General features: G+C 51.1%; 13 protein-coding genes. All 13 read right to left on the bottom strand.

The annotated features are described in order from the left end of the window. Nucleotides 1-46: 46 nt before the first annotated feature. Nucleotides 47-499 carry a type VI secretion system baseplate subunit TssE gene (gene tssE, locus M975_RS05335; RefSeq protein WP_064557838.1) on the bottom strand — a complete coding sequence of 151 codons (453 nt, stop codon included), beginning with the start codon at nucleotides 497-499 and terminating at the stop codon, nucleotides 47-49. Continuing rightward, on the bottom strand, nucleotides 492-1,028 hold the full coding sequence (gene tssJ, locus M975_RS05330) for a type VI secretion system lipoprotein TssJ (protein WP_209438123.1): 537 nt from the start codon (nucleotides 1,026-1,028) through the stop codon (nucleotides 492-494). The genes tssE and tssJ overlap by 8 nt, the downstream gene beginning before the upstream one ends. Further along, complete coding sequence (tssG, locus tag M975_RS05325) at nucleotides 1,009-2,112, bottom strand: type VI secretion system baseplate subunit TssG (RefSeq protein ID WP_064557836.1); 1,104 nt, start codon at nucleotides 2,110-2,112, stop codon at nucleotides 1,009-1,011. The genes tssJ and tssG overlap by 20 nt, the downstream gene beginning before the upstream one ends. Beyond that, complete coding sequence (tssF, locus tag M975_RS05320) at nucleotides 2,067-3,830, bottom strand: type VI secretion system baseplate subunit TssF (RefSeq protein ID WP_064557835.1); 1,764 nt, start codon at nucleotides 3,828-3,830, stop codon at nucleotides 2,067-2,069. The genes tssG and tssF overlap by 46 nt, the downstream gene beginning before the upstream one ends. Before the next feature lie 54 nt (nucleotides 3,831-3,884). Next, a complete protein-coding gene (locus tag M975_RS05315) occupies nucleotides 3,885-4,322 on the bottom strand; it encodes a putative T6SS immunity periplasmic lipoprotein (protein WP_064557834.1) in 438 nt (145 codons plus the stop codon). Then, nucleotides 4,313-4,852: a hypothetical protein gene (locus M975_RS05310; protein WP_064557833.1), complete on the bottom strand. Its 540-nt coding sequence runs from the start codon at nucleotides 4,850-4,852 to the stop codon at nucleotides 4,313-4,315. The genes M975_RS05315 and M975_RS05310 overlap by 10 nt, the downstream gene beginning before the upstream one ends. A gap of 45 nt (nucleotides 4,853-4,897) precedes the next feature. Continuing rightward, nucleotides 4,898-6,493 (bottom strand): type VI secretion system protein TssA, encoded by a 1,596-nt coding sequence (tssA, locus tag M975_RS05305; protein WP_064557832.1) that lies wholly within the window; start codon nucleotides 6,491-6,493, stop codon nucleotides 4,898-4,900. Further along, nucleotides 6,493-9,915 carry an ImcF-related family protein gene (locus M975_RS05300; protein ID WP_064557831.1) on the bottom strand — a complete coding sequence of 1,141 codons (3,423 nt, stop codon included), beginning with the start codon at nucleotides 9,913-9,915 and terminating at the stop codon, nucleotides 6,493-6,495. Before M975_RS05300 ends, tssA begins: the two co-directional genes overlap by 1 nt. Further along, a complete protein-coding gene (locus tag M975_RS05295; protein WP_064557830.1) occupies nucleotides 9,902-11,053 on the bottom strand; it encodes a hypothetical protein in 1,152 nt (383 codons plus the stop codon). The genes M975_RS05300 and M975_RS05295 overlap by 14 nt, the downstream gene beginning before the upstream one ends. A gap of 3 nt (nucleotides 11,054-11,056) precedes the next feature. Continuing rightward, nucleotides 11,057-11,323 carry a PAAR domain-containing protein gene (locus M975_RS22220; RefSeq protein ID WP_074388326.1) on the bottom strand — a complete coding sequence of 89 codons (267 nt, stop codon included), beginning with the start codon at nucleotides 11,321-11,323 and terminating at the stop codon, nucleotides 11,057-11,059. Between the two features lie 661 nt (nucleotides 11,324-11,984). Beyond that, on the bottom strand, nucleotides 11,985-12,746 hold the full coding sequence (locus M975_RS05290; RefSeq protein WP_064557829.1) for a hypothetical protein: 762 nt from the start codon (nucleotides 12,744-12,746) through the stop codon (nucleotides 11,985-11,987). Nucleotides 12,747-12,856: 110 nt separating this feature from the next. Then, nucleotides 12,857-13,621: a hypothetical protein gene (locus tag M975_RS05285; protein WP_064557828.1), complete on the bottom strand. Its 765-nt coding sequence runs from the start codon at nucleotides 13,619-13,621 to the stop codon at nucleotides 12,857-12,859. Beyond that, nucleotides 13,605-14,927: lipase family protein (locus tag M975_RS05280; protein ID WP_157093334.1), on the bottom strand; the 1,323-nt coding region annotated here is incomplete at its 5' end. The genes M975_RS05285 and M975_RS05280, both read right to left, overlap by 17 nt.

Genomic DNA, 14,927 nt, shown 5'->3' with positions numbered 1-14,927 from the left:
GCTGACATAGATGTTGTTCTGAACCTGGTATAAGAGAAGGGGCGTTCTACACCCGGGACTGGTGGCCAAGATAGTTTTGCTGTTTCATATGGCGGACAAGCACGCGGCCTTCGGGCATAAACTCCGTGCCATAGCGCACCAGACCCACGCCTTTCAGCTCGGCGTCGATGGCATAACGCAGCTCGCCAGGGATGGTCTGCGCCTGGATCACCACGGCGATTTTTTTCAGCCGGGGCTCATATTTCAACAGCACGCCCGAGAGGGTCTCCATCAGGTCATGCTCGGTACCCGGCAGCCCATTTATTACCGTGGTCATATCCGAGAGTCCGTAGTCCGGCAGATGAGTGAGCGTACCGGCGCGACAGTTCAGAATGCGCTGCATGTTGTCCAGCACGGACAAAATCACCTGGTTCGGTTCACTGACCTGATACAGGTCCAGCCCGCCGGTGAAATTGCCAAAGAGGGTCTCATACAGCGATGGACGTGGCGACTCACTCATTTTTCAGCGCCTCCAGCGTAAGCCTGTTGTTTCCGGCCTCAATCACCCTCGCCTTGTCAGGGTCGAGGTCGTCCCGGCTCAGTACCACCCGCCAGGTGTTGTTTGCCTGATCCGGCGACATGAACATCCCGGCGACCGCCACATACTGAGCGTTTTCATCCATCGGCATATCGATAGTCACGGCCCCGCCCGGCTGCAGGCGAATATCTTTCTCTGCCACCAGGTCCGCTTTGATGGCCTGGCTGTCAGCCTTAAACAGGGATGGATAGTCCGTACTATCGAACGTCTTGCGGTCCTTCAGTTGATAAACCCTCACCACAGTGGATAGCGCCGCGCCGCCGGCATTGTTGTTAATGGCCTCACGGGCCCGGATATCCAGATGCACGGTCTTAATTTGCTTATAAAAAATCGATTGGGTCACAGCGACGGTGCCGTCCGTGACTTTCTGGGTCAGCCCACAACCTGTCAGCATCAGGGTGATGCCTGCGGTCAGTGCCACCAGGGTGGATTTACCAGCGGTAATCGCCATCTTCATCGGTCTCCCTGCGGTGAATAGGTTCCTGAACGCGCTCATAGCGGCCCAGATTAATGGTGATAATTTTCGGGTGTGTCAGGGTGTTTAACGGATTCAGCGGACGCATTACGGCGGTGCGTCCCAGCTGTACCGCGCCAGTTTTGGGTGTGCTGCTCATCGTCGCATCAGGCAGCAGACTGCGGTCCACACACAGCTGCAGCCGCACATCAAGACGTGACCCGAGATACACATGCAGCAGTGCCATTAAATCGGTATGAAGGTCTCCCCCGGGCAACCAGCACTGCACTTCTTCCGGGTCGGTGGTGGAAAGCCTCATCAGCACCTGACTGTTCACATCGGTGGCATAGTTGCCCATCACCGGCCGGTTAGTCAGGGTGACTGGCTGGCTGACACTCATGGTCAGTGGCTTTTTCAGCGGCACACGACGTTTGTCGTGGTGCCAGATTTTCGCCTGGGTATTGGGGGCCAGCAGCCGCACCAGTGAAGCCATCCCTTCTGCGGTGCGCCCCGGGAGTAACATCACCGGCAACAATGCCAGAAAGCGTGAGGCGGGTACCGCGATGCTGTCCGTACAACCGTCAATGCCGAGCCCCGCCAGTCCCAGCAGGTACTGTGAAGTTTTGTCCTTCCCCCCTTCCAGGAACGTTGCCGGATACGAATATTTACGCCAGATGCGGTAGTACTGGGCAATCAGCCGGTGGTTGAATATGTCGAGAAAATCAGCGGTCGCCTCATACCCTTCCCGCCGCTGGGTGATGTCATCGATATAGTGCGTGGGCAGTGGCGACTCGACACCGTAGAGTCCCATAAAGGTGATACGCACCGTGGGCGGCAGGTGCGGATGTTCCGCCGGCTCCAGCGCTTTAATTTCCGAGGCAGGAAAACCCATCCCCGGATGGGGCCGGAAACGCACCGGTTCATGGCGCACCTGCCAGCTGCTGCCGGTGACGGGTTTATCCGGCTGGCTCTGCTCCAGGAGCTGGCAGAAACGGTAAAAGTTGATACAGGGCAGCCGGTCACCCAGCTGCGCCATCAGCCTGGCAGGCGCGGACTGTGATTCTCTTTCCACCGGATGCATTTTCCTTCTGGCTGAACAATAAGCGTGAGCTGGTTGAACTGGTTCATATCGGCATAGAGGCCAAAGAACCGGTTAAGCATTTCGCCAAACAGGTGGATATCCCCCTCCCCGGTGAAACCGTTGCTGTCGAGGGTGACTTCGATATCCAGACCCCGCAGCAGATACCCCTGTTCAAAGCGCTGGAGCCGGTGATGCGCCACCTGCTGAATGGCCTCCAGCCGGCGGTTATTGAGTTCATCTTCCTGCCAGTTATACAGAGCCAGCGTGCCACGCAGCACTTCGGCGGTACTCATCATATTGAGGAAACCGGAGCCGAGATGGCTCAGCACCCGCCAGTGAAAGCGGTCTTCGGCTGGGGGATACACCGGCAGCGTGGGCTTACAGAGATTTCTCACCGTTAACGGGGCCTGCACCACCTGTTCACAGCGGTCAAGCAGCGTACTCTGGAGCGCGCGGCGCGGTAACTGCCCGTTGGTGCCGGTGATTTGCAGCGACACGGCTTCACGCTCAAATAACCGATCATCTTCCCACTGGTGACCGCCCAGAATAAGCCAGGTGTCATACAACCCGGTCACGCTGCGTTTCACGCGAGTGTGGTAGTAACGCGGCGGGGCCTGACGGCGCATCATGCCGCCTTTATGCCGGAAACTGCTGAACGGCACGTACTCCGCATCACGGGTTCGGTTTGAGCCCGTGACCGAATCCACAGCATAAATCTCGGTGTGCCCGTCCTGCAGCCTTTTCGGTCGCAGCAGATATTCGCTTTCAAGCCCGGTGATGGTGAGCGGGTCAGCCTCCAGCGTGAACAGGTTAATTACCGGCACGCAGTGGAGACGTACAGCGTCATCGGTCACCGGCAGGTCTGATGGCCACTGCGTACTGAACACCACTTCAATATCGAAGTACTCCGCCCCGGCGGGCGGCGTAATACCGTCCAGGCCATTGAGGTGGACAAACATAAACTTGTCCCGGAAGGTGAAGTATTCCAGCAGCAGTTGATAACCACTGAAGGCCGTATCGCCTTTTGGCCACAGCCCGTCCTCTTCAGCAAATCCGCCCGGAGAGAAATACCCGTCAAGCCGGATACGGTCAGTCTGTCCGGGTAAACGCATATACAGCGCCGCCTGCCGCTTCGTCAGCATCAGGTGCAGTTGACTGCTCACCGGTGCATCCGCCCCGAGATACAGGCTCAGGTGGCTCAGGTCAGCATGTGACCAGTCGACCTGCGTGCTGCAGGCAAAACGCATGCGCAGTAACGAGCGTCCGTCCGGTTCGGTGGTCATGGTGACACCCGAGACACTGAGCGGATTGAGCATCACATCCTGGGTCGTACGGTAGCGGCAGACCGTGTTCTTCGGCCCCACCGGGCGGGAGTACACTTCCAGCCCTGCGGGCATCACTTCCGCCATTTTCACGGCCTGAAGCGCGGGCGTGAACGCCACCACCGAGAGCGACGGAATGGTACGGAGATAATGTGGCCAGAGCATGCTGACCAGCCCTTCAGTCAGTTCCGGCAGGTCGTCATCAATTTTTTCACGCAACCGCCCCATTGAGAAAGCAAAGCCTTCAAACAGGCGTTCAACATACGGGTCGGGTGTGCCGGCCTTATCCAAGTCCAGCATCGCGGCCCGGTCAGGGTGGGTCTGGGCAAACTCTTTGGCGGCTTCACGGAGGTAGCGTAATTCCGCGTCATAATAACGCAGGGTTAAATCGTCCATAAAAATAATTACTCAGAATATATAAAAGAATATTCTCATCCCGAAACGTGGAAACTATCTCACCACTTCTTGACTGGTGAGACGAATGGTCTTGATTTGACCATTTGAAATTTCAAATCCAGTAGTGATTTTTCTGAATGGCCCATTAGGTGATATCGATGTAAGAAAATACCTTGCAATAAACTGACCCTTCTCTGGTAACGGCCAGCGCTCAGGGGGAACGCATAGTTTTCCATTTATTATTTTAAAATCGGATCCGAATAGATATTCCCGTTGATTAGGCGGAGTTCCTCTGGGTGAAATACTCATATCTGACAGACGATAGTGCTCAGTATCAGGAACCCAAAAACATATACTTGTCCCAACCATACTGGTCTTCGCCTCCTCTTCCGGAAGCATTCTGTCTCCTGACCCAGGGCAGCCTGTAAGCGTTAATAAACAAATGCAGAAAAGCAATGCTTTATATGGCAGTTGATTATTTTTTAACACCATGGAAATCCTTTTAATACGTGCTTATATTGTCGCCTGATTGCCGACTCGCTAATATCTCCGTCAAGTGTAACGTCATGGGATCTAATCAGGTCGCACCATCCTCTGTATCCTTCTCTTTCAAGCGTGAAATAGTCTGCAATGATCTGCGCCTGCTGCTCCATTGGATAATCAGCTAAAATTCGGCCATCAAAACGATATCGATAACTGACGAGCCAACTTACCAGCCCTCGCATGATGACGTTCATCCCTTTTTCCCGCTGCCATATATGAGCCATCTCATGAATAAATAAATGCTGCATATCAGGAAGCGATTGAGAAAAATCCTCCCGGTATAATGAAACGCGGAAATAGATCTCCCCATTGGGCGTCATTGCCGTACGTTCATTTTGCAATTCAAAGGGAAGATAACTGTCACAATGGATCCACACCTTGTTATACGGAATGGTTGACATAAATATGGGGCTTGCCAGTGTAATTTCGCCCGAAGTCAATCTTCGCAGTGAGCCTTCTTTTTCCTGATCGGTTTCCATTATTCCTCCTGATAGATGCTCGGCGATTTTTTTATTAAGCATTTTTTAACCACACAACACCGCCGCACGCGCCGGATCGAGAGTGATCAGACCGGCAAGTAACAGGCACATCACCGGATCCAGGCGGGCTTTATCAACCTCACTACGTCCGGCTTTTATTCGAAGCAGTTTCAGGTGACGGGCATGGACTTCAAACAGCAGCTCAGGCTCCCATTCGATGAGAGTGACTTCGCTGGCCCGATCGCCCAGTTCGGCAAACAGGTGTACCGCCAGTTCATTTTTACCGTACTGCTCAGCAATACGGCCCATCAGCAGACGCAGCAGCCACTTCTGACGTGCGGTGGTGATACCGGGACGGCTCTGCAACCAGCTCAGCGCTGCATCCGGACCTTCACTGTCGGCCAGCGCCACGGCTTCCGGCTCCAGCGCCAGGATGTCATCATTGCCGGCTGCCAACTGTGCAGGTGGCGTTTCATTGCCCCACCCACCCGTCGCTTCCAGCACATGTTGCTGGATCCAGTTCAGCGTTATTTCATCCGCAAACGGCGTACCGTCACTGAATGCCAGCGTTTCCAGGCCAGACAGACGGGTCAGCAGGCCTTTCAGGTCAGCCGCCACAATGTCAGCCAGCGTCACCTGACCGGACTTCATCAGGGCCTGGTGGATATACCACTGCAGGTCCAGCCACAGATGGTTGGCACCCCGGGAAAAGGTACTGTCCGCGGTCTCCAGCATTTCACTCCAGTTCTGCTGCAGGTAAAGGCGCTTGAGTAACGCCCGCTGGTCCGCTCTGGGCGGCTCGATGCGCGTGCGCCCCTGCGTATCCGGGGCAGGAATGGAATGCAGCGTATCGTGGCGCAGACTTTTCATCAGGTGATGGGCTGACAGCCAGCCGTCCGGCTGTTCACGCAGGTAGTCAGAGAAAGTGCGCGCCTGCGCCAGCAAATCCTGCCCGGAGGTAATACGCCCTGTGACCGGGGCGTCGCTGTGACGTATCGTGGAATGCGGTTCGCTGTGGCTGGCGTTCTGCGGTACGACCGCATCCACGCCGCCAGCTTTCTGCAGTCGGCTCTCCAGCGCACTGTACAGCGCGTTGAGTTCGGGGCGGATTTCATTGGGCTCCTTATCCGTTAACTGCGCTAACAGCAACAGCGCCCCGGTGGTACGCACTGCCTCTTCCCGGACCACTTCAGGGTACATCGACAGGCTGTCGGTCATACGCGAACCGGCCAGCCATTCCAGTGCCGCCTTGCGGCTGCGGTCACGCTGCGGATGCAGTTGTGCGCCAAAGCGCTCAAGCAGTCCTGCCAGGCATTCAAGCCCCTCAGCCAGACCCTGCTCACCCTCGCGGTGCAGTTTGGCCCAGCAGTACCAGGTCGCCACGCGGATATCTTTCGCGGTGGTGGTTAAAATCTTTTCTGCAAGCTGGCAAATAAGCTCTGTGTTAGCGCCAGAGAGCTTATTGATTTCCTCACGTATCTGCAGGAAATCATCGTCATAGGTCGGGTCATCCCCGACAGGAGACGACGCTGACAGCGGCTGCAGCCAGCGCTCCCACTGCGCCACCCGCTCACGGGTGCTTTGCAGCAGCGCCATTTCCTCTGACTGGCAGGCATTGAGTAAAGCATTCAGAGTACTCATCAGTCATCCTCCCCGGCATCGTTGTCTGCACTGGCAACAGCGTCTGACGGTACCACCCCGGTCGTGCTGAAGAGGGTCTCCGGCAGGCGGAAATTACGCAGTTTCAGCAACGCCAGCGGCCCCTCTCCGGCTTCGGTTCGCAGGGTGTAATTCAGGGTTCGTCCGTCCTGCGCTTTCCAGCTCAGGCTGTAACTGCTGCCGACACCGGGATAAGCACTGACCGTGGCTTTATCAAGCAGGCGTATCCAGCCCCAGGCACCGGGGATGTCCGCATACTGACGGGTACCCGCCTGCGTGCTTATCCAGCTCAGGTTAGCGCCTGGTGCCTCGGTATCTGCAGGCCACGTGAAGCGCCTCCACGCGGGCAACTGGTTTACGTAGGTCAGTTTCTGGCTGTCGATAATCATGTCAGTCTGCATCACGCCGGCGGCGGTGCCCGGACGCAGCTCAAAGTTCATGCCGGCATTGCCTTCGGTGAAGGCCACATCCGAGATATGACTCAGCGTGTTGATGGCATTGAGGAAGGTCGGGTTAAAAGTCAGCCCCTGAGCGTTAATGCTGTCCGGCACCCAGTGGTTGCCTTCACGGTGCAGAACACCTTTGAGGCGGGTCTGGAGAAACTGCGCGATACGCCCGGAATCGGCATTCAGGTATTTGGCGAGCAGCGGCAGGGAAACGTCGCTGCTGCTGTCGCTGAACGGATAGCGACCACCAAACGCACTGTTCCACTCACTGACCACGGCCTGCTGCCACTGCGTATTGAGGCTTTCGGCCGCCGGGGCCAGCACCTGCTGCCAGGCCTGCTCCATGGGGTTCACAAACACCGTCTGACCAAACCCGCTCCACTCCTGGCCGAGACCGGCGGCAATCAGGCTGCCGTAGTCGCGGGTTTCGGTCAGGTCGACCGCCTTGCCCTGGAACACCGTCTGGGCAAGGGTCTGGGTCATGGCCTGCGGGTCGGCCGCATTGGTCACCTGTTGCAGACGCAGACGCACCTGCGTCACCCGGGTCAGATAAGACTGGAGGCTCTGGGCCTCGGTTCCGGTGCGACTCTTGTCCATCAGCGCCAGGACCGGGCCAAAGGTCGCATCCAGCGGCCCCTGCACCCCGGCACTCTGGTCAATCGCATCCTTGTCATCACCACCCAGCAGGTTTTTCGCCGATTTCACCAGTGAGTCAGAAATCGCTTCGCCTGTCTGTCCGGTACGCCCCTGCACGTTAAGGGTATTCATCAGCGCCACCAGAGGAGACTGGCGTACGTCAGCCATCAGGGTCAACTGGTCAATAGAGTCCGACAGCGTGGCTGCCTGGCGAAGCCGCAGGCTATTGAAGAACTCCAGCCAGGCCCCGCCAAAGTCCGCAAAGTAGCGGTCCGTCAGGCGCTTCTTCAGCGCTTCCGGAGAGGTTTCATCCTGCGATGCCGCCTGACGTTTGCTGTCTGTGAGGACCCAGTCGAGCTCGTCCCGTCGTGCCTTCACCACTTTCTCGATAGCAGGCTGCACCGCCTCCTCCCAGGCCTGCCGGGTGAACATCCCCGGCACCACCTCAGGGGTACTGAACAGGCGTGCCGCGTCAGTGTCGCCGGTCATGTCTTCCAGGCGCATATCGGCATACAGATGAGCCACCTGAGAGAGCATCGTCTGGTACAGGCTGGACTCGCTGTTGCGCACGCCCATCAGGCGAACCAGCAAAGAACGCGCCTGACTGACCATGCTCTCATCCGCTGGCAGACGCCACTGTGGATGGGCTGTCAATTGTGCACCGTAAAACGAGAGCAGTGACGGGGCCAACCCCTGCCAGACACCGTCTTTCACACCATGACGTTTTGGCCAGTCATGCAGCAGTGTCGCGCTGAACCAGGCTGCATCCATATGTTCCGGACGGGCCAGCATCAGGTAGAGCTTGAGCTGGTCATAGGTGGTTTTTGCCATCGGGTCGCGTAGCGGGCTGCCCGGCGGTAACGCGTTAAAAGCACTGATCTGCTTCTGCAGATGTTCAGCGGCCGCATCACGCAGCAGCGGCAGTGCACTGTCCTGATAACGTGGCCAGAGGGCGGCCAGCAGCGCGTTATTCTGACTCAGCCCGGCTTGCTCATACCACGGGACACCGTGCTCAGCGCGGTATTGCAGACGGGCCAGGGTTTTCTGGAGTTCAGACAGGGCATGCAGACGCTGTTCCAGCGGCTGAGTTGACTGCGCGGCCAGAGAGGCCTGTGCATCCGCACCGGCAATCTGGCTGCGGTTACTGACATACGCAATCCCCATCCAGGCCGCCCAGCCGACCATCACCAGTGCGGCAAGGGAAGCCATCACCTTACGCCACGCAATGCCCGGTTTGCGCGGCCGCAAAGCGGCAGGTAGGGTGCGAACAGATTCAGGAAGAACATCCCAGCGTTTATCCATCCCCCAGTGATGCCTGACAGCGCGTTCAGTACCGGCTGAGGGCTGACTGAACACCACCCCGGCCAGCGGCAGTGGGCGGTACGGATTGAGCATCACCGACAGCGGTACGGTCAGGCTGTCTGGCTGGCGAACCAGCTGGTCGGCCAGAGCCAGCAAGAAATTATGTTTCACATCTCCGCAGGTCTGCTGCAGGCCCTGAGTAGTCAGTTCCGGTGTCAGGGCGGTAAGTTGCTCTGCGAGCCCCTCCGCACGACACCCGCCCGGCAGCAGGCAGCCGGTCGCCTGCACAATGCGCTCTTCCGGTTTACCGGCGCGCGGATGCAGGGACCAGATATACAGCGGAAGTGTCCAGCCCAGCACGTCCATACGGTCGCTGATGGCATGGGAAAGGGAATCCATGGTGCTTTCAGAGGGAACCGGTAGCGGTCGCTCCAGTCCGGGGGCTGAGAGCTGGTCAAAGGCCGAGGTGACCCACACCAGGCCATCCACCGGACGACGACGCAGTTTGCGCAGCGCGGTCAGCCAGGCATTGTCTGCCGGGGTATTGAGGTCACCACTCCACAACAATAACGTACCCCGGTCTTCCTGCCAGAGCTGGGTGGTAAGACCGGGCGTCAGTTGTTCCACTTCTGCCGCGGTACCGCTTATCAGCAGGATACGGACTTTGCGGCCCCAGCGACGGCCATAGAGGGTGCGCATGGCTTCACGGATGGACGCGACGGTGACATTGCGGGGGGCCGTCTGTTTGACGCGGCCTTCATCGTCGGGCAACACATTCTTTCGCTTAGCCTGAAAACGATGCCAGCGCTCCTGGATTGCCTGGCGCACGACCCCACCATGGCGAATGAATAAAACTAAAATCATAGCACCTGCGAACCCAAGCCATTTTAAGCCCGAAGAATCCAAACCAATCCTGTCACCGTAATTCCAGATAAGCCAGGCTACCGCAGCACTAATTATGACCGTCAGCCCGAGACGTCCCCAGTTCCCACGCCACATAGAATTCTCAACTGCTTTCATTCTTATTCCCTGTTGTCACGGTATTAATAAAACGTTGTCCCTCACTTTCCGATAACATCAGACAGTCTGACTTCAGTAGGTGTACCGCATCACTGACTATGGCAGTCATTATCCAGGGGGAAAATGGCCCACAGCGCCCGGCATAGGTCTCAAGCCAGTGCAACTGTTCTGTTTTCCAGTGCCCCTGATACAACTCACTGGCTTTAAGCATCAAGGAAAACGACTGCCCCCAACGAACGTGGTCACCAATGATGTGCTTTGTGTTGATAGACTGGGTCTGGGTAGAAAAGTACATATCAAATTCGCTGAACAGGTCATCGCCTTCCAGAGACATAGGACGGAGCAGACGTACGTCGTGGTTTAGTTCATATTTGTTCGCAACGTCATCAGTTGTTAGCAACAGCGTAGCAAGCGCATCGCTATACCGATCACGACCATACAGCTGTTGCACCATGACAAGTTCAACTGAAATATCTGGCGTTTTGATTCTTCGTTCTACAGAATCAAAAGAAAGAGAGCGTTGCACTGACAATGTGGGGACAGGGCGCTCTGCTGGCATCAAATTACGCCAGCAATCATCAAAGACCGCTCTTAGCTCAGCTTCTTCCTCGGGAGAATCAGTTAGCAGGAATGCCTTCAACCCTATATCTGTTGGCAATCGCATCAGCGCATCTTTAATGCCCTCAAGCTGTATTGATGCTGCCATGGCTGGGCTAATATCAAGCCGCGTGGCCAACCCGTTGTATTCTTCTAATTCTGTACTTTCAGGTATAAACATTGGCACTGTCAGTGACTGAGGCAGGATCACCTCACTGCTCATTACGGCCAGATAACGCCCGGCCCATTTGGTCCATTGCTGTTGAGAGTAGTCCGCTTCTTTCGATTCAAATTCGTGCTTATCAACACCATTGTTATAGAGCCAGGCTCTCAGGCAAATACAGAAAATCCAGATAAGTGGTGGAGAACCGGACACAACCCAAATATTGTAATTCTGCCCTACACCCAGCAACTGATTAGCATGAAGAACAAAGAGTAACCCTCCTGCGATCAGGGCTGCGAGACCACCGATAAGCCATAGAAGAAGATAAGGTTCTTCCGGCATCGGAGTAACTTGAGATTTTTGACGATCCCAGCTCATTAATTATCCTATAGCGCAATCCGGCGCGCTGGAGATGACCTGACAACCACATTCGCAATGACAGCCATCCACGGCCACAGATTTACCATCAGAAGACCATTCAGATGATCCCTCGATAATGGCATTAATACCGTGGCCCACTATTGGGCAACTTATTTTATCCCCTACCAAAGCGACCTTCTTATTATTAACGATCATTGTTGAAGAAGCCGATATTACTTCACCACCATGCGTTGCTTTATCACCGAGTAATACAAAGCCATTTGACATATTGAAACCTCTATAATCATCCAAGACATAAAAATAAAGCTATTAACAAAACCAATTCATTTATGTTTAAATATTTCACATCGTTTAGTGTCGATATTTTCCCAACCATCATGATAAACGGAGCAGATACCCACATCCAATAACCCAAACCATAAGAGATTATTAATCTATCGTGACCGCCAGCGTCTACAATAATGCTTTTAACTCCTAAGAAAGAAATGGCCAGTAAAAATGACACCAGAGACAGTATAAACAATAAGTTATTTTCTTTTTTTCTTGATTACTCCTATAACTAATGCAATATAAAATGGATTAGCTAACCAAGAAAATGAGGCACCAGGATCAACGATCAACAAAAAACAAACCCTCCAGTTATAAATAATGCAAGGCCATCACTTGATCCAGTATCCGTACTGAAAGAGGGGAAGTATAAAGCGGCACAAAAGCACAATACTGAAAATCCGTAGAGACTTGATGGAAAATATTTTATAATCACCTTGTATTTAGAATAGAACCCAACCATTTAAATTCAAAGACCAATTGTTTAAATCACACGACAGGGAAATATAATACTTCGGAGTTCGATTGGAAATAATCCAGCATCTAGTAGGCCCATAAAAACATTTAACCCAACAGTCTAGACATTAATTATAAAAACTAATTAATCATTACTTTTCGAGAGCAACTGAAGTTTTTTGTAATCAGGGAAATATGGCCCATTATCGGCGATTCCATCTGGATACAACACAGACATATACACTCCGACCTTTTGCACTGTCGGCTCTGTGGCGCGTAAAATTTTTGAAAAATGAAGTCGCGGCTCAAAAATCACTTCTTTTGCCGATGTTGATTTATAAATTACATCTGGCGTGGACCTAATAATGGAATATTCCAATGGACTATTGCTATCCCTGCGTTTTGTAATTAAAGGAAAATAATCCCCCTCCAGCTTGACATTTCCATTGATAGCCTCGTATGTTCCACTCAGCCGCTGAGGTGAATTGTCATCAAAGACAACAATTTCTTTAATTGGAATATTCTCACTCTTTTCATCTTTACCTGAGGGGAGTTCTTTTAAATTAAACCCTAAAGTTATATTGCTTAATTTCCAATTACACTGCCCACCACCATCGCGTGAAACCTCTAGATTAAATATACTGTCGCCTGATGCACGATTGAATTCTTTCTTGATAAAATGATACCCTGGTTCTTTTACTACATCCCCATTTGAATTTTTACGGCTCTTCAAGCAAGTGGTTGATCGATACATAATTTCCAATGGCAGTATTTTGCTGTCCGCTGGCATCTTTGCAATTACAGAAACTATTTCACCATCAGGCGGAGGATTCAATGACTCACCTTTATCACAGCCTAACAAAAGAAAAGGAAAGATGAGAAGCATACTTTTAATCAACACTTTCATACCATTCTCTTTCTGTATTATTAATATTTGGTTAATGCAAGCACTAAGATCTTCAGGGTAATTTAGCTCAGAACCCCTAAATATTTTCAATGACTGAGAAAATAGTGCAATTAATTATTATTCTTTGATAAAGATTGAAGCTTTTCAAAGTCAGGGAAATCCTTTCCTTTTAAATTAACAGTTCCATCAGAATATTTAAATACGGTGTAATTATCACCACCTTCTACTTTTACTTTTGGCCCCACGGAGTAAGTAACTAGATCTGTATGAGATATGGGTTCAAAGATTATATCCTTAGATCCAGAATACTTATATGTTGAAAATAAATTATTGCTATAAAGCCAAATTTGCTTAAAATGGCCGTTCAAGAATTTCTCATTAATCCATGGGTAATAATCTTTTTTAATTATTGAGCTTGGTGGGATTTCGCTAATTTGTCCATCATATCGCTGAGGCAAATTATCATCAAAAACAATTATAATACCAGACCCTATAGATCGTTCAATCCCATTATTAAATGATCCGATTTTATATTTTATTTCTATTGTAGCATTACTTAATTTCCACTGACACTGTCCTCCACCATCCATATTAATTGGAAGTGAATAAGTACCATTATCAGATTTCCGAAAGAAAGAAGTTATATAATGAAAGCCTGGTACTTTTGTTTTCTCTCCTTTACCGTTGAAGGTTAATTTAGGGCATAAAACTGAACGATACATAACCCCAACTGGCAATACTTCTATTTCACCTGGTAGTTTAACCACTATCCTAACACTTCCTATTTGAGATTCGGTGATAGGTTTTTCACTTCCATCACACCCAGTCAATTGTATAGCTAGAATAACAAATGCACCTTTAATTGTTATTTTCATATTCTTCCTTAGCAATATGTTTAAAGCGAGCGAGACTATTGTTCCAAGTAGTATCGGTAGTGGAAATATCTAACGTTTTGGAAAGCATGCTTTGTAAAGTTAAGAATGATTTATTTCTTGCAACTTCATCGACTGAAACACTGTCAGATAATTTTGCTGACTCATCAACTTGCTTTGAAAAAGCTTCCCTTACTCTTTTCCTATTTAAATCTCTCTGAGGATCAATAAGCTCAAGGAGTTGGTTGTTTATATATGGTAAATATTGACTCGACATTAAGTGATTTATAGGGTTGGTAATCGAATCGAGATCCGGATTTGTATTTTTAGGAAAATAACGCTCTATACTTTTAGCATCGAGACATTTTAAGAATGCTTTTTGTTCATCACCTGACTTGCAAAAAATTTGGTTATTAAGGTCTGGCACAAGATAAAGCTTGCATTTTTTAAACAAAACCTCCCTTATCTTCATATAAGGGTTATTTATACCCATACCTATTAAAGGTGTAACCCTGTCAATATATTTAACTAAAGATTGTTCAACTTTAAAAAAACAAACAATATCTCCATGATGCCAGTATGGATCACCGAATTTAATCCCTGCGGCCTGAGCATCCATACCAAAAATAGAACCAATGAACCCGTAAACAACACCATACGGACCCCACAAATCATATAGCTTGTTATCCAGTTCAAATTCTGGGGGTACGCTAGTAACAGAATCTGTATCATTTACATGTCTGTAATGAACTATAGGGTCTAGTATTTTAATTGTGGATGCTGTAAAAACTCTCGGCATTCCATAGGTGTACAAACAAGGTTTTGAATCCTTAAGAGTTGCCGAATGGATCAATGCCAGAGCACCACCTAAGCTATGGCCACAAATAAATAACTCACGACTAATTGCATTTTGCTCAATCCATTCAAATTCAGATGAAGATTTATTTTTAGCTAAATTAAATGCATCAAGAAAACCTTTATCACCTCGCCCACCCAAAATTATATCTGGGCAAGGAATTGGTCTAAATGTCCCATCCGCAGCGATATCTGCTAGTTTTTTAGGTTCCGTACCTCTCCAACATACCAACATTTGCTTAAGTGACGACACATAAAATAGCTGAGTCCCCCCCTCACCATCTTCTCCTACCGTAGTATCTATAAATACAGTTTTTGTATATCGTTCTCTAAATGGTACATCAATCGAAACTGATTGGTATAATAAATTTGGTACCCGCGAGAGATCCAGGCATTCATCATTAAAGAACGAATACACTTTTTCCGCACCGGAATATGCAAAATCAGCCAGCAA

This window comes from Buttiauxella brennerae ATCC 51605 (assembly GCF_001654925.1).
Lineage (GTDB): Bacteria > Pseudomonadota > Gammaproteobacteria > Enterobacterales > Enterobacteriaceae > Buttiauxella > Buttiauxella brennerae.
The sequence above is the reverse complement of the archived record's forward strand: the minus strand, read 5'-3'. Positions and strand labels throughout refer to the sequence as shown.

Bases quoted from the DNA above. Each gene is read 5' to 3' on its own strand.
- tssG (WP_064557836.1), bottom strand. From the start codon at position 2,112: ATGCATCCGGTGGAAAGAGAATCACAGTCCGCGCCTGCCAGGCTGATG.
- M975_RS05285 (WP_064557828.1), bottom strand. From the start codon at position 13,621: ATGAAAATAACAATTAAAGGTGCATTTGTTATTCTAGCTATACAATTG.
- M975_RS05295 (WP_064557830.1), bottom strand. From the start codon at position 11,053: ATGAGCTGGGATCGTCAAAAATCTCAAGTTACTCCGATGCCGGAAGAA.
- M975_RS05300 (WP_064557831.1), bottom strand. From the start codon at position 9,915: ATGAAAGCAGTTGAGAATTCTATGTGGCGTGGGAACTGGGGACGTCTC.
- tssJ (WP_209438123.1), bottom strand. From the start codon at position 1,028: ATGGCGATTACCGCTGGTAAATCCACCCTGGTGGCACTGACCGCAGGC.
- tssA (WP_064557832.1), bottom strand. From the start codon at position 6,493: ATGAGTACTCTGAATGCTTTACTCAATGCCTGCCAGTCAGAGGAAATG.
- tssE (WP_064557838.1), bottom strand. From the start codon at position 499: ATGAGTGAGTCGCCACGTCCATCGCTGTATGAGACCCTCTTTGGCAAT.
- M975_RS22220 (WP_074388326.1), bottom strand. From the start codon at position 11,323: ATGTCAAATGGCTTTGTATTACTCGGTGATAAAGCAACGCATGGTGGT.
- M975_RS05310 (WP_064557833.1), bottom strand. From the start codon at position 4,852: ATGGAAACCGATCAGGAAAAAGAAGGCTCACTGCGAAGATTGACTTCG.
- tssF (WP_064557835.1), bottom strand. From the start codon at position 3,830: ATGGACGATTTAACCCTGCGTTATTATGACGCGGAATTACGCTACCTC.
- M975_RS05315 (WP_064557834.1), bottom strand. From the start codon at position 4,322: ATGGTGTTAAAAAATAATCAACTGCCATATAAAGCATTGCTTTTCTGC.
- M975_RS05290 (WP_064557829.1), bottom strand. From the start codon at position 12,746: ATGAAAGTGTTGATTAAAAGTATGCTTCTCATCTTTCCTTTTCTTTTG.